The 18,948-nt window shown below is 54.2% G+C and carries 19 protein-coding genes; 10 read left to right on the top strand and 9 right to left on the bottom strand.

Translation table 11 applies throughout. The features are described from left to right. Window positions 1-328: L-serine ammonia-lyase, iron-sulfur-dependent, subunit alpha (locus tag NP596_RS04430; RefSeq protein WP_256614049.1), on the top strand; the 328-nt coding region annotated here is incomplete at its 5' end. 3 nt (window positions 329-331) lie between these two features. Here the strand turns inward: NP596_RS04430 and NP596_RS04425 are convergent. From NP596_RS04425 to NP596_RS04410, 4 genes are all read right to left on the bottom strand, one after another. Next, window positions 332-1,459: a GGDEF domain-containing protein gene (locus NP596_RS04425; RefSeq protein ID WP_256614048.1), complete on the bottom strand. Its 1,128-nt coding sequence runs from the start codon at window positions 1,457-1,459 to the stop codon at window positions 332-334. 185 nt (window positions 1,460-1,644) lie between these two features. Then, window positions 1,645-4,203, bottom strand: a complete 2,559-nt coding sequence (acnB, locus tag NP596_RS04420) for a bifunctional aconitate hydratase 2/2-methylisocitrate dehydratase (protein ID WP_256614046.1) — start codon at window positions 4,201-4,203, stop codon at window positions 1,645-1,647. A gap of 52 nt (window positions 4,204-4,255) precedes the next feature. Continuing rightward, window positions 4,256-4,870 (bottom strand): Uma2 family endonuclease, encoded by a 615-nt coding sequence (locus NP596_RS04415; protein ID WP_256614043.1) that lies wholly within the window; start codon window positions 4,868-4,870, stop codon window positions 4,256-4,258. A gap of 44 nt (window positions 4,871-4,914) precedes the next feature. Then, window positions 4,915-5,925, bottom strand: a complete 1,011-nt coding sequence (locus tag NP596_RS04410; protein WP_256614041.1) for an isocitrate/isopropylmalate dehydrogenase family protein — start codon at window positions 5,923-5,925, stop codon at window positions 4,915-4,917. A gap of 324 nt (window positions 5,926-6,249) precedes the next feature. Here NP596_RS04410 and NP596_RS04405 point away from each other — a divergent pair, with 324 nt between their 5' ends. The 9 genes from NP596_RS04405 to NP596_RS04365 all read left to right on the top strand — a co-directional run bounded on the left by NP596_RS04405 (window position 6,250) and on the right by NP596_RS04365 (window position 15,191). Next, window positions 6,250-7,164 carry an ABC transporter ATP-binding protein gene (locus NP596_RS04405; protein WP_256614040.1) on the top strand — a complete coding sequence of 305 codons (915 nt, stop codon included), beginning with the start codon at window positions 6,250-6,252 and terminating at the stop codon, window positions 7,162-7,164. Then, entirely contained in the window at window positions 7,161-8,453 is a 1,293-nt protein-coding gene (locus tag NP596_RS04400) for an ABC transporter permease (RefSeq protein ID WP_256614039.1), read from the top strand. Before NP596_RS04405 ends, NP596_RS04400 begins: the two co-directional genes overlap by 4 nt. Window positions 8,454-8,466: 13 nt before the next feature. Continuing rightward, window positions 8,467-9,336 (top strand): ion transporter, encoded by an 870-nt coding sequence (locus tag NP596_RS04395; protein ID WP_256614038.1) that lies wholly within the window; start codon window positions 8,467-8,469, stop codon window positions 9,334-9,336. 216 nt (window positions 9,337-9,552) lie between these two features. Then, complete coding sequence (locus NP596_RS04390) at window positions 9,553-11,292, top strand: L,D-transpeptidase family protein (RefSeq protein WP_256614037.1); 1,740 nt, start codon at window positions 9,553-9,555, stop codon at window positions 11,290-11,292. A gap of 361 nt (window positions 11,293-11,653) precedes the next feature. After that, complete coding sequence (locus tag NP596_RS04385) at window positions 11,654-13,057, top strand: cytochrome c peroxidase (RefSeq protein ID WP_256614036.1); 1,404 nt, start codon at window positions 11,654-11,656, stop codon at window positions 13,055-13,057. A gap of 51 nt (window positions 13,058-13,108) precedes the next feature. After that, window positions 13,109-13,615 (top strand): general stress protein, encoded by a 507-nt coding sequence (locus NP596_RS04380; protein WP_256614035.1) that lies wholly within the window; start codon window positions 13,109-13,111, stop codon window positions 13,613-13,615. Window positions 13,616-13,654: 39 nt separating this feature from the next. Then, complete coding sequence (locus NP596_RS04375) at window positions 13,655-14,014, top strand: NifB/NifX family molybdenum-iron cluster-binding protein (RefSeq protein WP_256614033.1); 360 nt, start codon at window positions 13,655-13,657, stop codon at window positions 14,012-14,014. Between the two features lie 140 nt (window positions 14,015-14,154). Next, window positions 14,155-14,646: a hypothetical protein gene (locus NP596_RS04370; protein WP_256614032.1), complete on the top strand. Its 492-nt coding sequence runs from the start codon at window positions 14,155-14,157 to the stop codon at window positions 14,644-14,646. Between the two features lie 107 nt (window positions 14,647-14,753). Then, window positions 14,754-15,191, top strand: coding sequence for a c-type cytochrome (locus tag NP596_RS04365; RefSeq protein WP_256614031.1), 438 nt, complete (start codon window positions 14,754-14,756; stop codon window positions 15,189-15,191). Window positions 15,192-15,315: 124 nt separating this feature from the next. On the opposite strand, the gene NP596_RS04360 is transcribed toward NP596_RS04365, so the two are convergent. The 5 genes from NP596_RS04360 to NP596_RS04340 form a co-directional block, all read right to left on the bottom strand. Then, window positions 15,316-15,951, bottom strand: a complete 636-nt coding sequence (locus tag NP596_RS04360; protein WP_256614030.1) for a class I SAM-dependent methyltransferase — start codon at window positions 15,949-15,951, stop codon at window positions 15,316-15,318. A 35-nt stretch (window positions 15,952-15,986) separates the two neighbouring features. After that, window positions 15,987-16,439: a ferritin-like domain-containing protein gene (locus tag NP596_RS04355; protein WP_256614029.1), complete on the bottom strand. Its 453-nt coding sequence runs from the start codon at window positions 16,437-16,439 to the stop codon at window positions 15,987-15,989. Between the two features lie 3 nt (window positions 16,440-16,442). Next, window positions 16,443-17,180, bottom strand: a complete 738-nt coding sequence (locus tag NP596_RS04350) for a ZIP family metal transporter (protein ID WP_256614028.1) — start codon at window positions 17,178-17,180, stop codon at window positions 16,443-16,445. Between the two features lie 121 nt (window positions 17,181-17,301). Next, the gene (locus NP596_RS04345) at window positions 17,302-18,237 is read right to left on the bottom strand and encodes a SufB/SufD family protein (protein ID WP_256614027.1); all 936 of its coding nucleotides are present in this window, start codon (window positions 18,235-18,237) and stop codon (window positions 17,302-17,304) included. Next, entirely contained in the window at window positions 18,224-18,946 is a 723-nt protein-coding gene (locus tag NP596_RS04340) for an ATP-binding cassette domain-containing protein (protein ID WP_256614026.1), read from the bottom strand. Before NP596_RS04340 ends, NP596_RS04345 begins: the two co-directional genes overlap by 14 nt. Window positions 18,947-18,948 lie beyond the last annotated feature (2 nt).

Below are 18,948 nucleotides of genomic sequence, written 5' to 3'. Positions count from 1 at the left end.
CTGTTCGATGGCGGCCGGCGCGCTGGCGGAAGTGTTGGGCGGCACGCCGGCACAGGTGGAAAACGCGGCGGAAATCGGCATGGAACACAATCTAGGCCTGACCTGCGATCCGGTCGGCGGCTTGGTGCAGGTGCCGTGCATAGAACGTAACGCCATGGGCGCGGTCAAGGCCATCAATGCCGCCCGCATCGCCTTGCGCGGCGACGGCAGCCATTTCGTATCGCTGGATAAAGTCATCAAGACCATGCGCGAAACAGGCGCCGATATGAAAACCAAATACAAGGAAACCTCGCGCGGCGGCTTGGCGGTTAATCTGATCGAATGTTGAAAATCAAGCCTGTTGCAGCTGCAATTTTTCCAAAATAATCCCGCTACTTTCCACCCGGTTTCTGCCGTTGTGTTTGGCTTTGTATAAGGCCGCATCCGCGGCCTGAATCAAGCGGCCGGCGGTTTCGGAAACGCTGTTTTTTTGGCTTAGTTTGGCATCGAAGGTCGCCACGCCGATGGAAATGGTGACCGGAATGCTCCGGCCGGCGAATTCGATGCTCAACGCGGAAATACTGGCGCGGATCCGCTCGGCGATTTCCCCGGAAATAGTCTCGCCGCTGCCCGACAGCAAGGCCACGAACTCCTCCCCGCCGAAACGCGACAACACGTCGTTGCTGCGCAGCTGTTTTTTGATTGCGGCGGCGACCAGCGCCAACACGTGGTCGCCGGCTTGATGGCCGAAGTTGTCGTTAATGCGTTTGAAATAATCGATGTCCAGAAACAGGCACGACAACGGCTGCCGGTTGCGCAGGCTGCGGTCTATCTCTTCGTCGATACGTTGTTCCAAAAAACGCCGGTTATTGACGCCGGTTAAGGGGTCGATCAGGCTGGTGCGGCGCATGGTCTCGAAATTCAGGGTGTTTTCCAAACAGATGCTCAATACCGAAGCCAGGTGTTCGATAAAGTCCGTGGCCATGGTGCGTATGAAGCGGTCCTGGCGAAAACTGCCCAAATTCAGGGAACCCAGATATTTGCCGCGCCGCGCCAAAGGCGCCAGAATCACCGACGACGGTCTTTCCGTCTCGCCGGGGAAAAATTGCTCATAGTTTTCCGGATGATAGATGCCCAGCAGCGGCCGCTGGGTATGGTCGAAAAATTTTTTGAACAGGCCGTCGTCGTTGACCAGCGCAAGTCCTTTACGGTTTTGGTAGGGATACTGGTCGCTGTCCAGGTAAGCCGCTATTTCCCGGCTAGGATCGAACAAAAACAGGCTGACGATTTCCAGATCGAACAGGGATTTGCTTTCGTCCAGTATGTAATCGATCATCTCGGTCAACGAACTGAGCCCCAACAGCCGCATTTCGAAGACTTGCAGGCGTTTTAAGGTCAGGCTGTTATGTTGTACCCGGTTCAGCATGCCGTCTAAATGGCTTTGCAGGACCCGCAAGTCGGCTGTGATATCTTCGTCCAATGTTCAGTCTCGACAGAAATTACTGATGTATTAAGGTTAGCAGCAATCTGAAAATCTGCCCGGCCCCGGCGCCTGGCCGGAACCGAACTTTGAACGTTACGCTAAAGGTGCGCGATCAAAAACCAGCCTTGCTCGCCCCAAGCTCGCATCCATATGCCGGAGCGGCGAAAGCTTTTTCATGATCTTTAAGCTACCCGGTCAGCCTTTTCCTGAAAACTGGGGATTTGATTAAAATTCAGGTAACGGTAAGTATCGGCACTGGTTTCATCGATCGTCGCCGCATACTGCATGTATTCCGCAACGGTGGGTATTTTGCCCAACAGGGAACAAACCGCCGCCAATTCCGCCGAGGCCAAATAGACATTGGCGCCGTTACCCAGACGATTCGGGAAATTACGGGTGGACGTGGATACCACGGTCGAACCTTCCGCCACCCGCGCCTGATTGCCCATGCACAGCGAACAGCCCGGCATTTCAGTGCGGGCACCGACTTTGCCGAAGGTGCCGTAATAGCCTTCTTCCACCAACTGGCTTTGGTCCATCTTGGTCGGCGGCGCCACCCATAACCGGGTCGGCAAGGCGCCGGCTTTTTCCAGCAGCTTGCCCGCCGCCCTGAAATGGCCGACATTGGTCATGCAGGAACCGATGAACACTTCGTCGATTTTGGTATCGGCCACCTCGGACAAGGGTTTGATGTCGTCCGGGTCGTTCGGGCAGGCCAGTAGCGGCTCGGTGACTTGGTTCATGTCGATTTCGATGATTTCGGCGTATTCCGCATCGCTATCGGCCTCCATCAACAGCGGGTTTTCCAGCCATTCCCGCATGGCTTTGATCCGGCGCTGCAAGGTGCGCACATCGCCGTAGCCCTCGGCTATCATCCATTTCAACAGCGTGATATTGGAATTGAGATATTCGGCGATAGGTGCTTGATTCAGTTTGATGGTGCAACCGCCGGCCGAGCGTTCCGCCGAGGCGTCGGACAATTCGAAAGCCTGTTCGACTTTCAAATCCGGCAAGCCTTCGATTTCCAGAATCCGCCCGGAAAACACGTTCTTCTTGCCCTGCTTGGCCACGGTCAGCAAACCGCGCTGGATCGCCGCGTAAGGAATCGCATTCACCAGATCGCGCAAGGTAATACCAGGCTGCATTTTGCCGGTAAACCGCACCAATACCGATTCAGGCATATCCAGCGGCATCACGCCGGTGGCGGCGGCAAACGCCACCAGACCGGAACCGGCCGGAAAGGAAATGCCGATCGGGAAACGCGTATGCGAGTCGCCGCCGGTGCCGACCGTATCCGGCAGCAGCATGCGGTTCAGCCAGGAATGAATGATGCCGTCGCCGGGGCGCAAAGAGACGCCGCCGCGGGTCATGATGAAATCCGGCAGGGTGTGCTGCATTTTCACATCGACCGGCTTCGGATAAGCGGCGGTATGGCAGAACGACTGCAATACCAAATCGGCGGAAAAACCCAGGCAGGCCAGGTCTTTCAGTTCGTCGCGGGTCATGGGCCCGGTGGTGTCTTGCGAGCCGACCGTAGTCATGCGCGGTTCGCAATAACTGCCGGGACGCACGCCCGGCAAGCCGCAGGCTTTACCGACCATTTTTTGCGCCAGCGTGTAGCCCTTACCGGTATCGGCCACCGCCGCCAAATGGCGGAACACGGTCGAGGCCGGCAAACCCAGGGCCTTGCGCGCCCTATCAGTCAGGCCGCGGCCGATGATCAGCGGGATCCGTCCGCCGGCCCGCACTTCGTCCAGAATCACCTCGGTTTTGAGTTGAAACGCGCAAACCGTTTCGTCGCTGCCGTGGCGCTTGACCACGCCAAGATAGGGATAAATGTCGATCACATCGCCCATATGCATGGCGCTGACGTCGCACTCGATCGGCAAGGCGCCTGAATCTTCCATGGTATTGAAGAAGATAGGCGCGATCTTGCCGCCGATACAGACGCCGCCGGCGCGTTTGTTGGGAATATGGGGGATATCGTCGCCCATGAACCACAGCACCGAATTGGTGGCGGATTTGCGCGACGAGCCGGTGCCGACCACATCGCCGACATAGGCCACCGGAAAGCCCTTGGCTTTCAGTTCGGCGATCTGTTGTTCGGCGTTGGCGATGCCTTCGCGCGGCATTTTCAGCATGGCCTTGGCGTGCAGCGGAATATCCGGCCGCGACCAGGCATCCGGCGCCGGCGACAGGTCGTCGGTATTGGTTTCGCCGCTGACCTTGAACACCGTCACGGTCAGTTTCTCCGGCACTGGCGGCTTGGCGGTAAACCATTCCGCGTCGGCCCAGGATTGCAGGACTTGCTTGGCGTAAACATTACCGGCCTCGGCCTTTTCCTCTACGTCGTGGAAGGCGTCGAAAATCAGTAAAATGTGCGACAGGGCGGCGGCGGCCGTGGCGGCCAGCGCGCCGTTATCCAACAATTCGATCAAGGGCGCGATGTTGTAACCGCCCAGCATGGTACCCAACAATTCGGTGGCTTTTTGCGGCGATACGATGGGCGATACCGCCGCGCCCTTGGCCACATCGGCCAAAAAGGCGGCCTTGACATAGGCGGCTTCATCCACGCCGGCCGGCACCCGGTTAGCCAATAAATCCAGCAGAAATGCATCTTCGCCAGCCGGCGGCTGTTTCAGTAATTCCACCAGCGCGGAGACTTGCCCGGCATCCAGAGGTTTGGGAACGATGCCTTCGGCGGCCCGTTCGGCTACGTGTTTTCGGTATTGTTCTAACATAAGCTTAATCCTGCAAATAACGGCCACTCGAATGGCGGCCGGCAACAATAATTTAAATTGGGTGGCTATCGCGCTGGAGCGATTGCTGTTCCAGCAAAAATGCCCGCACATCCTCGTTTTCGACCCGCTCGTAAATCTCGGCCACGGTCAGCGTTATATCCACCGATTGGAAGAATACCTCGTCGCCGAGAAAATAATGATTGGACACCCAGCCTTCGCTGCGGCGGCAAACTTCCACATCGACGATGTCCTGCTCGATGAGCACGTATTCCTGCAAACTGGGCAAACTCTGGTAAAGGCGCCGCTTAAGGGTTTCGTCCATGCGCCGCGTGGATTTGGATAACACTTCAACCAGCAACGTCGGGGCTTCGCTGTAATATTCGTGCGGCTGGTTCTCTTCGCAAACCACCATCGCATCGGGATAAAAAAAGTGATTTCCTACTTTGACTTTTAGATCCGAATTGAACGCCTCACAGGGTTTTCCGCGCAATCGATAACGTAATTCCGCGAATACATTACCGGCAATCCGCTCATGATTTCGACTGGCGCCGGACATGGCATACACGGCGCCATCGATATATTCATGCTTAATATCGCTCAGCAACTCGCCTGCAAGATAGTCGTCGATACTGACCCATGCATCTTGAACCTTTTGCCGCAGACTCATGCTAACCTCCGATTCTTGGCAGTCCCACTTAAACCGATAATAGCTTACGCCATCGCATCGACGATGGCCTGCCCCATTTCCTTGGTACCGCAGGTGCTGTGCGGATTCAGGTCCGGCGTGACGTATTTGCCCTCGTTCACCACTTTTTCGATCGCATGCAGCATACGCATGCCGGCCTCGTGTTCGCCCAAGTGAGTCAACATCATCACCCCGGCCATCATCACCGCGGTCGGATTGGCGATATTCTTGCCGGCGATATCGGGCGCGCTGCCGTGCACGGCTTCGAACAACGCCGCATCCCTGCCGATATTGGCGCCCGGAATCAGCCCCAGGCCGCCGACCAGTCCGGCGGTCAAATCGGACAAAATATCGCCGAACATATTGGTGGTGACCACCACGTCGAATTGCTCGGGTTTCATCACCATGTGCATGCAGGCGGCGTCGATGATTTTTTCGTCGAACTCGATCTGCGGATATTTTTTGGCTACTTCGCGGGCGGTATTCAAAAACAGGCCCTGGGTAAATTTCAGAATATTGGCCTTGTGGCAGACCGTCACTTTTTGCCTGTCGTTATCGATGGCGTATTTAAAAGCGTATTCGACGATACGCTCGGAACTGTCCTTGGTGACCACCGCCAAACTTTCGGCGATGTCTTTTTGCGGCGTCAGATAATGTTCCAGACCCACGTACAGACCCTGGGTGTTTTCCCGCACCACCACGATGTCGACATCGTCGTAACGGGTTTTGACGCCGGGCCAGCTTTTGGCCGGGCGGACGTTGGCGTAGAGATCGTATTTTTTGCGCAATTCGACGTTGATACTTCTGAAACCCTCGCCCACCATGGTGGTCAGCGGTCCTTTGAAAGCGACCCGGGTTTCGTCTATGGATTGCATGGTGGCGTCCGGCAAGGGATTACCGGTTTTTTCATAAGCGGACATGCCGGCGTCGGCTTCATGCCAGTTTATTTTGGCGCCGGATGCATTGATGACCGCTACCGCGGCATCCATAATCGAAGGACCAATCCCATCACCTTTAATCAACGTGACGTTGTGCATTCACTCTCTCCTGGGTGTTTTTTAAATTTTAAATGATAACAGTTTCCCGGCCGGCAGGCAGCCAAGCGGTTCACCAGCCGTTGCCGCCCGGTAAAAAATCGCTATCAACCAAGACCTGTGTCAAGCAATTTTAATACCATAACAACCATAAAAAATCCCGCCCCGTTCCATGAACCCAACCCCCAGGGCTATTAAGCGAATAGTTCCAGCATAAGCTGAAATTTTGCACCAAGCCAGCCATTTAAAGACCGATAATGGTGCGAGGTTAGCCGCTATCGCTATTGTTGGCTACAATGCCCGGCAAACCCAATAAGGCGAGCCTACATGATCACGGTCGATAAACTGATTTTTGAATACCCGGGGCTCAGGGCGCTGGATAACGTGTCGTTTCAGATTAATCAAGGCAGCATCACGGCCTTGGTCGGCCCCAACGGCGCCGGAAAAACCACCTTGCTGCGCTGCATGGCGGCGCTGGATAGGCCGGTCGGCGGCACCATTACCATCGAGGATATCGATGTTTTGGAGCAACCTCGCGAATGCCACCGGATTATCGGTTATCTTTCGGATTTTTTCGGGCTTTACCAACGGCTAACGGTACGGCAATGCTTGCATTTCGTCGCGCGCGCCCAAGGCATAGCCGATGGCGATTGCCCGGCGGCGATAACCGAGGTTTGCCGCCGCCTGCATATCGAAGACCGCCTGGAAATGCGGCCGGACGAGTTGTCGCGCGGCTTGCGGCAGCGGGTGGCCATCGCCCAAGCCATTATTCATAAACCCAGCTTGGTTTTGCTGGACGAACCGGCATCCGGACTGGATCCGGAGGCCCGCCATGAGTTGGCCGAGCTGTTCCTGGACCTGCAACGCCAAGGCATGACGCTGCTGGTCTCCTCCCACATACTGGCCGAACTGGAGGCCTATTGCACCGACATGCTGGTACTGCGAAAAGGCCGCTTGGTCGAGCAGGTCGCCGTAAAAACGCCCCAACACCATAAACCGTTTAAATTATTACTGGCGCAAGCGGTGCCGAATTTGGCTGACATATTGACACAATTACCGGATATCGAACTATTGAAAACCGAACACGATCGTCTGGCGCTGATCCGGCTATCAACCGACACTCAACATCAGCACGCGGTATTAAAAGCCTTGTTGGCGTTGAATTTACCGGTTTGCGAATTCGCCCCCGCCGCCAGCAACTTGCAGGACGCCTATCTACAGACCATCAGGCAACGCCCATGAATTTGAATCCGGAATTTCAACGCCAGCTTTATCTGGAATGCTCGCAAGCCCGCTTGATCGGTATTCCCGCGGTTTTGGGCATCATCTTCACCTTCAGTTATTTTATCGACGGCTATCGGCTGGGCAATGCCACGGCAAAGGCCGCCTTGAGCTTATTCATGCTGATCACCCTGTTATGGGGCGCGCGGCAAGCGGTCGACAGCATCGTCGAGGAATACCGGGACCGCACTTGGGACATCCAGCGCCTGTCGGCGTTGGGGCCCTGGGAAATGGCGTGGGGAAAATTGTTCGGCAGCACTGTGATGGTTTGGTACGCCGGTTTACTGTGCCTATTCGCATACGGCTTGGCCATTGACGATTACGCCGCCCTGCCCCTGTTGATTTTTTACAGTATTTGCGCGGCGCTTTTGGTGCAAAGCGGCAGCCTGTTGCTAGGCCTGCTTGCGGTACGGCGGGGACAAACCAAAAGCGGCTCGATTTTCCTGCTTGCCGTTATCGGCTTTTTATCGATTGCCCCCTGGCTGTCGGACGTGTCGAATCTGACCTCGTATGCTTTACCGGACTCGACTACGCATTGGTACGAAATGCGTTTCAGCAGTGGCGATTTTCATCAAGTCAGTTTGTTACTGGCGCTATTTTGGTGCGCCGTGGGCAATTACCGCTTAATGTCGCTGGAATTGGGCTTGCGGGCAACACCCTGGGTATGGCTGGGATTTAGTGTGTTTTTGATGATTTATGTCGGCGGCTTTATGCCCGGTTCGGCTTATGCGTTCTGGTTGGCGGCATTCGCGGTTTGCGGCACATTGACCTATGTGGGCGTATTGGTCGAAAGCAACGACGCCATGCGCATCAAACGCCTGTTGACTTACTTTGCCGAGCGCAACTGGCGCCGAGGTAGCGAAGAATTACCGATCTGGTGGCTGTCTTTCCTGTTATTGTTGCCGGCCGCGTGGGTGTTGAGCTTGTCCGAACACCCATTGCGCGAATTCAGTTTGCGCTTTCATTTTTATCCGTTGGCGATGGTGTTGATTTTATTGCGCGATTGCGGCATCTATATTTATTTTTGTTACGGCAAAAATCCGCAACGGGCCTTAAGCATGACCTTGCTGTTCGCCGTATTACTGTACGGCATCCTGCCGGGTATTTTTAACGCCCTGGGCCAAAACGGCCTGGCGGCGCTGTTTTTTCCGCTGTGGGCGGACTCGGCCGGCGGCGCCTTGCTCTGCGCGCTTTTGCAAACCGGATGGGTATCGAGTCTGCTGTATCGACGCTGGAAAGCCAACACTTAAATTAATGGGCAACATGAAACCGATTTATAGAAAATCCGTCATCAATGAAGGCCATGGCCTGGCACCCTGGCGGGAAAAGCTGAATGAAGTGATTTTCGGCTCCGAAACGGCCGCCGGGCGTAATTTCGATCTGGTTTTGATCGTATTGATCGCGCTCAGCACGCTGGTCGTCATCGTCGACAGCGTTGAGGACTTTCACGACCGGCATGCCAAATTTCTGGACCGATTGGAATGGCTGTTTACGCTCTTGTTCAGTCTGGAATATGTGTTACGTTTATTGTGCGTACGGCATCCTTGGCTATATATACGCAGTTTTTACGGGATAGTGGATTTATTATCCATTTTGCCCAGTTATATCGGCTTGGTTTTGCCGGGCGTGCAATACACCAGCGTGGTGCGTATTTTACGTTTGCTGCGTATTTTCCGGATCCTGAAGCTTTCGGTTTATCTCAACGAAGCCAACCTGCTCAAAACCGCGCTATACAACTCGCGCAAAAAAATACTGGTATTTCTTTACACGGTATTAACGCTGGTGGTAATTTCCGGGGCCCTGATGTACGTGATAGAAGGCAAGGCGGCCGGATATACCTCCATACCCGTCAGCATGTATTGGGCCATCGTTACGTTGACCACGGTAGGCTACGGCGACATTGCTCCGCAAACGCCGCTGGGGCAAATTACGGCTTCCTTCATCATGGTCATGGGTTACGGCATCATCGCCGTCCCCACCGGTATCTACGGCGCGGAATTGATTAAAACCGCCGGCCAAACCAATTTCTCGAACGAGCCATGTCCGGATTGCGGCAGTATCGGCCATGACGTCGACGCCAATTACTGCAAACATTGCGGGCATAATCTCAGCGATCTGCCATCCCATCACTGAACCTTGGCGTAAGTGGATGATCCGATTCGAAGCGCCTCAAGCAATGCCGCCATGGGCCGATATATGAAAAGCACGCGGAATGCATGCAGTTTTACTGTTTTTATTCCGCCGGACAAAAATTGTTGTATAAAGGCCGGGATATTCTGACCGCAATCAATTAACCATGTGCTTTACCTTTAAGTTTCAAAGTGCACCGCGTCTATACTATAGAACCCTATGAATACTACCGGCTTAAAAAAACTATCCATCAACGTTGGCCTGATGCTACCGGTTGTATTGTTTTTATTTTTTTCGGCCCAACCCACCGCCACCGCCGAGGAAACCAGTTACCCTCTCGATGCCGGCACGGCCATCGCGGCCTTGATCGCGGGCAAACAGAATGCTTTATTGACCAGGCCCGATTTCTCCAATGACGCCGAACTGCTGGGCAATCTTTATCAAAAAAATAATAACCAACTGTTATGGCTGGGTGAAAAGCGTTCAAAAGCCAATATCGATCAGGCCCTGGCAATACTGGGCAATGCCGGCTCCGACGGCCTGAATCCGAACGACTACGATGCGGATGTATTGAAGGCGAATTTACAAATGGCTCTGTCGATTCCGCAAACAGCGGTAAAAGAGCTGGCCGAATTCGATACCGCGCTGTCCATCGCCCTGTTGCGTTTTACCAACGATTTGCATCATGGCCGGGTCAACCCGCAACAACTGAGCTATCCCACCCCATTCGGCAGCAAAACCTCCGCCGATATGCCGGCCCTGATTAAACAAGCCCTGGACAACCTGACGCTGTCGGCATTACCGCAACAATTGCAACCCAAGTTCAAACAATACGAGCAATTGAAACGCGTATTGGCCGCTTACCGTAAAGCACCCGCCGAATCGGAATATCAAGCGCTGGTTTTTCCAAAACTGTTGCGTCCCGGAGACAGCCACCCCCAACTGGCCGCGCTGCATCAGCGCCTGATTGCCCTGGGCGCTCTGCCCGAACGGGCCCCGGACGGCGCCGCGGAAAAAAGCTATACCCCTACCTTGCAGGAAGGCGTGAAAACCTTTCAACGCGAAAACGGCTTGAAAGCGGACGCCATTATCGGTCAGGAAACCGCCGACCGGCTCAATCAGTCCTTGGGGCAAAAAATCCTGCAAATCGAACTGGCCATGGAAAGGCTGCGCTGGTTGCCGGACGACATTGCCGGTCCGATGATTATCGTCAACATCCCGGCTTTTCAGCTGTGGGCCTTCAATTCTCCCGAAGATACCGACATATTGAATATGAAAGTCATCGTGGGCAAGGCGCTAAAAAACCAGACCCCGGTTTTATTCGAAGAAATGAAATATCTGGAATTCATGCCTTATTGGAATATCCCGAAGAACATTATGGATAAGGAAATCCTGCCCAAGCTGTATAACGACTTTAGTTACCTGCAAAGCCAGGATATTGAGTTGGTCCAGCGTTATGCATCCGACAGCGCGGGCTCTTGGGACAGCGTTTTCGACGATATCCGCCGCGGGCGAGTACGGGCCCGGCAAAAGCCTGGCAAGAAAAATCCGCTGGGCAAGGTCAAGTTTATTTTTCCCAACAAGGAAGATGTCTATCTGCACGACACCTCGACCCCTAGCCTGTTCAGCCGCAGCCGGCGCGATTTCAGCCATGGCTGCGTCAGAGTCGCGGAAGCGGAAAAATTGGCCGAGTTTGTGTTAACCAACCAACCCGAGTCCACCTGGGATGTGACAGCCATTCAAGAAGCCATGTCGGGTTCCAAGACCCGCCGCGTCACCTTGAAAAAACCCATTCCGGTACTGTTTTTTTACAGCACATCTTTTGTCGACCGCGATAACCGGATTCATTTTTACCGGGACATCTACGAACAGGATGCCGCCTTGGAAAAGGCGCTGGGAAAGATAAGCGGTTCCGGAAGCAGTGAATTATTAACGGCCAAAACAACCTCATCCAGTTAAGCCGGCCGAGATAGCCGCCTAACAGTCCCGAATTTCCCGGTATCGACTCGACAACACGCTATCGCGGCCGCTTCGGTTTTCCAAGATTCTAACAAGAAGCGGTGCTTGAAAATCCTCGAACGCCTCAACCGTACCCGCGCCGGTCCTGACGCATAGGCCTGTTCTCCGGCCGCATACCTGGGGAGCGGCCGCCTCCGCTGGGCGTTGCATTGCAGCTTGTTTTTTGCACGCCGATAAGTTTGTTATCCGCGGATCGATATGCTACCTTTCAAAAACATCAGTTGACCAAAAGCGTCTGTAGCTGGCTTAGCCTGCTAACCCGAATTGTGCGATGCACTTAATAACTCACGGGAGTCAACGCATGAATAAATTATCCTTATTTTTACTTCCCCTGCTAGCCGTTATTCTATTTTTCCCACTATCCAATCTGCTCGGTTTGCAGGGTAAAAACGAAGCAATTGCCGTGATTCCGAACCGTTCCGAAAATTTTGCCGAGGTTTCGCGAATCATGCAGGATAAATGCGTCGATTGCCATGCGTCCGGCATGCTTAGAAAGCCGTTTTATGCCGAATTCCCCGTCGCCAAACAGTTGATGGAACAAGACATGGAACAGGGCAGCGCCAGACTCAGTCTGTCGAAAACATTATTTAGCGGCGAGGAAGCCTTTACACCTTTGATGCTTGCCCGCATGGAACATGTGGTTCGAAACGGCAGCATGCCGCCGGCGCAATATCTGGCGATGCACTGGACCGACAGTTTGAGCGCCGACGAAAAGAATACCCTGCTCGCCTGGATCGCCGAGGAACGGGCCAAATTGCCTTGGAGCCGGGACGCCGCCGCCGAGTTTAAAGGCGAACCGATACCACCCTTGCCACTACAGGTTGAACTCGATGCTGACAAAGTCTCCTTGGGCGACAAACTGTTCCATGATCGCCTGTTGTCCGGTGATAACAGCTTAAACTGCGCATCCTGTCACGACTTGACCCGTGGCGGCACCGACCAGGCCAAGGTCGCCACCGGCATACGTGGACAACAGGGACCGATCAATTCGCCGACCGTCTACAACGCAATGTACAACCTTGCCCAGTTCTGGGACGGCCGCGCCAAGGACTTGCAGGAACAAGCGGCCGGCCCGGTTGTCAATCCGGTGGAAATGGGCGCGCATTGGGATGAAGTTGTCGAAAAACTCAAGCAGGTAACCGAATACCAAGAGGCTTTTGCCAAGCTCTATCCCACGCAGGGCCTGAACAAAACTACCGTCACCGATGCGATTGCCGTGTTTGAACAATCGCTGGTCACCGGCAATTCCCGCTTCGACCAATATCTGCGCGGAAATGCATCCATCCTGACTAGCGACGAAATACAAGGCTACGAGTTGTTCAAGACAAACTGTGCCTCTTGCCACGCCGGTCCTGCGTTGGGCGGCTTGTCTTATGAAAGAATGGGCGTCAAGCGGGATTATTTTAAACTGCGGGGTGGGGCATTGACTGAAGCCGACAATGGCCGTTTCAATGTCACCAAACAGGAAAAAGACCGTCATTTCTTCAAGGTGCCGGTATTACGCAATATCGAATTGACCTACCCATATTTCCACGACGGTTCGGTTGCCAGTCTTGCCGATGCGATTCGGATCATGGGCGAGGTCCAACTCGGCAAAAACTTCAGCAACGATGAAATCGTCAAGATGGCGGCCTTTTTACGGACCTTGACCGGCGAATACAAAGGTAAATCGCTCGCGCGGTTAACGGCTGAGGACATCCAATAACGCGGTTTTCCCGAGCTACAGGCTCGGAAACCGCCCAATCAGGAGAAGATCATGAGAAGAATCTATTTTTTAGTCCCCGACCTCGAAACGACGCATAAAATTGTCGATGAGTTACGGGCGGAAGGGTTTGAAGACCGGCATATTCATGTTTTAGCCAAACGCGATACGCCGCTGGGCGATATGCCGGAAGCGTCGGTCTTCGAGAAAACCGATTTTATCCCGGCAGTCGAACGCGGTGCCGCGCTCGGCGGCGCCACAGGTTTGTTGGCCGGGCTGGTGGCTTTGCGCTTTGCCGGCTTTGCCATTGCCGGCGGCCCCGTGCTGGGGGTGTTATTTTACGGGGCCACCATAGGCGCGATGATGAGCGGTTTGGCCGGTCTGCAGGTAGGCAATTCCAGAGTCAAGGATTATGCCGACGCCATAGAAAACGGCCAGCTGCTGGTTATGATCGATATTGCAAAACAGCGCATCGATGCCATCAGGCAGTTAATTATCAAACATCACCCGAGCGCCGAATTCGAAGGCATAGAGCCGCTGTTGCCGCCCAACTATGTGTAAATCGCGTTTGGTTGTAGCGCTTAATGATCGAGAATTGTCATGAAAATTGCCGTCGCCAGTCAGAACCGAAAAGAAATCACCGGCCATACCGGCCGATGCCGTAAATTCTGGATTTACAGCATAGAGAACGATGCGATTGCCGGAAAGGAAATGCTGGAATTACCCAAAGAGCAATCTTTCCATGATTCATCACCCTGGGAGCCGTCGCCGTTGGATGACGTGCAGGTGTTGATTGCCGGCGGCATGGGCACCGGCTTGGCGCGCCGTTTACAACAGAAAAACATCCAGGCGGTGTTGACCAAGGAAACTGATCCGGATCAAGCCGTAAAGGATTTTTTAAACGGCACCCTGAAAACCGAGCCTTTCGAACCGCACGAACACGGGCATAAGCACCCGTAAGTGTTATGCGGCCGGAATCGCCAGGATTATCCTTTACCGTAGGACTGGACGTTGCGATGCTCAAACTTCTCTCTAAAAAGCTATTCGAGCGAATGGGACTTACACGGACTTACGATAAGCGAAGCAAGCGCTTCGTCGCCGTGATTGAATGCATTATCAATCAAAATGCGCGCGATGCCGGCGCTGCGATCTTTCCGGCGATGAACTGGCCTATTCTTAGCCTATGCAACGAATATAACGTCGGCATATTGCAAATACCTTGCCCTGAAATTCGTTTTTTGGGGCCGGCAAGAAAACGGCAACCCGGGCAATCCTTAAGGGACGCGCTCGATACCGATGCAGGCCGCGACTGTTGCAGAAAAATCAGCATGGATATCGTAAATCGAATCGAAGATTACACGGACCAAGGGTATCGGATATTAGCCATCCTGGGCGGCAATCCTAAAAGTCCGGGATGTGCGATTCATTGCGAAAACAGCAAGCTATCGCCTAATTCGGGCGTATTGATGCGGGAACTTCAGGACGAACTTCGGAACAGGCGGATTGAGATTCCCTTTAAAGGTATCCGGGATGCCGATCCGGAACTGTTGGCACGGGATATCGCGTGGGTGCGCGAAATTTTTTCGATTTAGGCGGCAAGTTGATCGCCTATTTCCAGGTACGGCTGATTTCTCAACCAAGCGTATAGTATGGGAAGAGAGCTATCCGCTTATTATTCAATACCATTTTTGGAGGCAATATGAAGATTTCTACAAAATTCCGAGGGGTCTTATTAGCACCGATTGGCGTCATGCTGATCGGTATGTCCGCCAATGTACAGGCGGATAAAGTGGATATCGGCAAAAGGGAATACGATTCAGCTTGCGCCGTTTGCCATGGGCTGACCGGCAAGGGCGACGATGGCCCGCTGAAATCGTTGTTGGCTAGGCCGGTACCCAACCTGACGGTACTCGCCAAAAATAATAAAGGCGTGTTTCCATTCGACAAAGTCTTTCAAATCATAGACGGCCGGCAGGAAGTTGCGGCTCACGGGCCGCGCGACATGCCCATTTGGGGAAATGCCTTTAACAACCAGACATCATTGTATTTCGACAACTATCCCGAGCAGGATAGAGAGTCGGCGGCTCGCAGCCGAATTTTAGCGCTGACGGAATACGTCTATCGCCTACAACAATAATGAGACGTTGAATTGCAAGGATACCGTTCGTTTTTCGGCTTCAAAAGGCGAACGGTATTTATTAGAGTCAGTCCATGCGATCAGTCGAATAAGCTCCCATGCTTCGTCTGACGGGGTATGCCGATCAAATCCCTTTGCTTGCCGCCATGACAACAAATGCCCCACGCCCATGTCCGGCACGCAAAGTCTCGATCTCCCGAATTTCAGCAAGAGGATGAGACAGCGTTTGCCCCCAGCCGTCAATCGAGAAACCACTTTTCAGAAGAAGCCTATCCACCTCGTCAGCCGAAAAGAACGTGGCCTCGCGGTAAAACACGCTCTCGGCTTGATGGAGCAAATAGTCTTGTCCCAAGTCGCTTTCCCGGTCTATAAAGCCGATCACCAGACGCCCGCCCGGCTTAAGTACCCTGTGCGCCTCGGCCAGCATCTTCGCCGCGGAATCCACAAAGCAGATCGTGGTGACCACTAACGCATAATCGAAACTGCCGGCTGCGAAAGGCAGATTTTCGGCCACCCCTTCGACGACTGCTATGCCTCGCGCGGCGGCATGAACCAGCATGGCAGGGGATGGATCAACGCCCACTTGCACTCCCAATGGCGCGGCGAAGCGGCCGCTGCCGACCCCGATCTCGAGACCTTTGCCTTTCCAGGGCACGAATGGGCGCAATGCCAAGAGCTCCGAGATATAGGCGGCTTCGTGTTTTCCGAACCACGCCTCATAGCGCTGATGATGCGCTTCGAACGGCGCAACTCTAGGCATGACACTTAGTCCGTCGAAAACGGTAATCGGTGAACTTATTCATGGCCGCCTCTGTGTCTGCCGCGGTGCCCGCCACCACCCGCGGAACCTTGCGCGCAGCGCTGAAATGCCGGCAAGTGACGCTGCTGCGATGCATCGTGCAGATTGCGGAACACCGTCAGGATGTCCGGGCGCTCGGTCGATTGCAACAAGCGCTGATAGATTTCGGCATTGGCGACCTCGGCGGTGACACCCGCCTCGCAAGCGGCTTGCAGGCTGGTGTATCTATCTACTGTGCCCGGCCAGGGATTCTCGGGTATCGACAGACCGTAACGGGCAAACAGCGAATGCAATGCCTCGATGTGCCTCGCTTCGGCGTCGCGAATGTTGTTGAACGGTTGCGCCTCGCCGAAATCGGCAAGCACTTGTTCGTAAGTCGCGAAGGCGCGATATTCGTCGTCGAGCGCTTCGTTAAGCGCGCTGATTTCGGTTTCGGTTAGAGTGGTCATGGCTCAAGCTCCTAAATGAAACAAAGCGATGGTCCCGATGCCCGCCAGCAGCAACACAAACTGCCGCACCGAGGCAGCCAGCGTTACCTGCCGGTTGAGGGCCGGAATCAGGTCGGCCGCCGCGATATAAATGAAACTGGCGGCGGATACCGCCAAAATATAAGGTACCGCTTCGCGGGTTCCCCCCAGCCAGAAATAGGCGATCAACGCACCGGGCAGCGTGGTGCTGGATGACAGTCCGTTCAGCAGTAGCGCCCTGGACCGACTGTAACCACTGTCGAGCAAAATGGCGAAGTCGCCGACCTCCTGCGGCACCTCGTGGGCGATCACCGCCAAGGCCGTAGCGATACCCAGCGGAACGGAATTAAGGAATGCCGCGGCAATCACCACGCCATCCACAAAGTTGTGGAAGGCATCGCCAATCAAAATCAATGGGGCGGCGCGTCCGTGTATTTCACAGTCTGCTTGGTGGCAATGGCGCCAAATGACGAGTTTTTCCAACACGAAAAACAGTACCATTCCGGCCAAGACTGTGGCCATGATTAGGTTCGCCGGTGCTTGTTCGAGTCCGGACGGAATCATGCCCAGAAACGCCGCGCCGAGTAAGGTGCCGGTGGCATAACTGATCAGACAGGGAAGCAGAATTTTGCGTATGCCGTCCGGAAAAAACAGAAACAGGGCGGCTCCGGCGATGGCGCCTAAGCTGCCCAGGATACTGAAGCCGATTATCCAAAGTAGCATTCGATTTATACCCCGGTTCGGTTTTATGCGAAAAAATTTGGGCAAGTATCACATCACCTGATGTCGATCATTCGAGGCCATGATAGCGTAACAATTCAAGTGAGTCTGCCTAATTGTTAGATTAGCGCAACATGCCCAACACGATCATATCCGTAGCCTGTTCGGGGGAAAGGCCGTGGGCGATCAAGGTCTCCATTTGTTTTTTATCGACGGTGCCGATAGCGGCTTCGTGGGTGATCTTTGCTAGCGGATGACTGACTTTGACGATGGGCGTCGATTGCCCGATTGCTTGGTCCTTGATGATTTCCATGCAATCCATATGGCCTCGCGCGCCTTCGGCTCGGCCTTCGGTAATGCCGACGATGTCCGCTCGGGCTTCGCCTTCCAATGCGACTCGGCTTTTGATCATGCTGCGGGAAAAGCGGCCATTCAGGTTGACGGCTTCGTTGATTTTGATCAGATCGTTCTCGTGCCCGAAAATGCGGGAGACCAGTTCGACTACCGCATAGTCGTCGGCCTGAACCGATTCGTCAAAATCGAGCTTGCCGACCCGACCAGCCGTTAATGAAAAATCGCCACTGTAGCGCGCATGCTTGCCGACGCTTACCTTCCCAGTCGTTTTTACTTCCATTCCGCCAGACACGCCGTGAATATGGCCGTCCATGAAATGTAGCTCCGCTCCTTCGTCAATTGCTATGGTTTTTTCCATGCTGTGCTTGACGATAGTCGCGTTGGCGAACAAGCCATGGGCGATAAATTGGGCCTTGGCGCCGGATTCCAGATGGATATGGATTCTGAAGTGCTGGCTGCCTAGTCCTTGTAGCAAGCCGAAGCAAAGATGAACAGGTTGGGTAATCCGGCTATCGCGGGTAATGTTGATTTCGGCAATCGTCAGGTCGCCGCGTTCATCAATGTTTAGGGTTAGTCCCGGAATTGTTTGCCGACTCACCAACGTTTGTCCATCGGCAACGATATGCGCGGTATTGGGATCAGCCAGCACGTCGCTATCGATACCGGCCGCATTCAATAACGGAAAAAACTGATCACGCAGCGGCATAACCGCACTCCTGGCCGTTACAAATCAGACAATGCCGGGATTTATATTGACTAACGACCCTGTCGGGCGATCCGGTCAAGATGATTTTGCCCCCACACAGTAGCGACGCTTGATCGGCGATGCCGGCGACGTCTTCCTGGTGAGTGATTAACAGAATCGATGAGCCATTTTGTTTGATCCGGTTGATCACCCGCAGGATGTTGTCAATGGAGATCAAATCGATGCCTGCAACGGGTTCATCCAGAATACAAAGCCTGGGCCGCAACGCCAGCATAGCCGCCAGTTCGATGCGTTTCCGTTCGCCGCCGCTCATCGATTTGTCCAGTAGTCTGTCCAGATAGTCGTCCGGAGCCAGCCCGACCTGTGCCAGGCAGTCAGACAAATTAGCCAAGCTGTGGCCGAGACTCAAATAGTCGCGCACCGAGATTCCTTCGAACAAAGCCGGCTCCTGCCAGACCATCGTCATGCCGGCTTGGGCGCGCTGGTATAGGCTCCGTTGTCCTATGTCCTGACCGTCGAAAAGGATTTGCCCGGAAGACAGGCTATAGTCTTCGTTGCCGATGATCAATCGGGCTAATGTGCTCTTGCCGGTGCCGTTGGTGCCGATCAGCGCATGCACATCGCCTTCTTCGAGAGCAAAATTCAGATCGTCGAGTATCTTTTTTTGACCTACCAGAAAATCGGCGTGGCGTATCTGCAATAGCGGCATAC

The organism is Methylomonas rivi (assembly GCF_024505165.1).
Classification (GTDB): domain Bacteria; phylum Pseudomonadota; class Gammaproteobacteria; order Methylococcales; family Methylomonadaceae; genus Methylomonas; species Methylomonas rivi.
The sequence above is the reverse complement of the archived record's forward strand: the minus strand, read 5'-3'. Positions and strand labels throughout refer to the sequence as shown.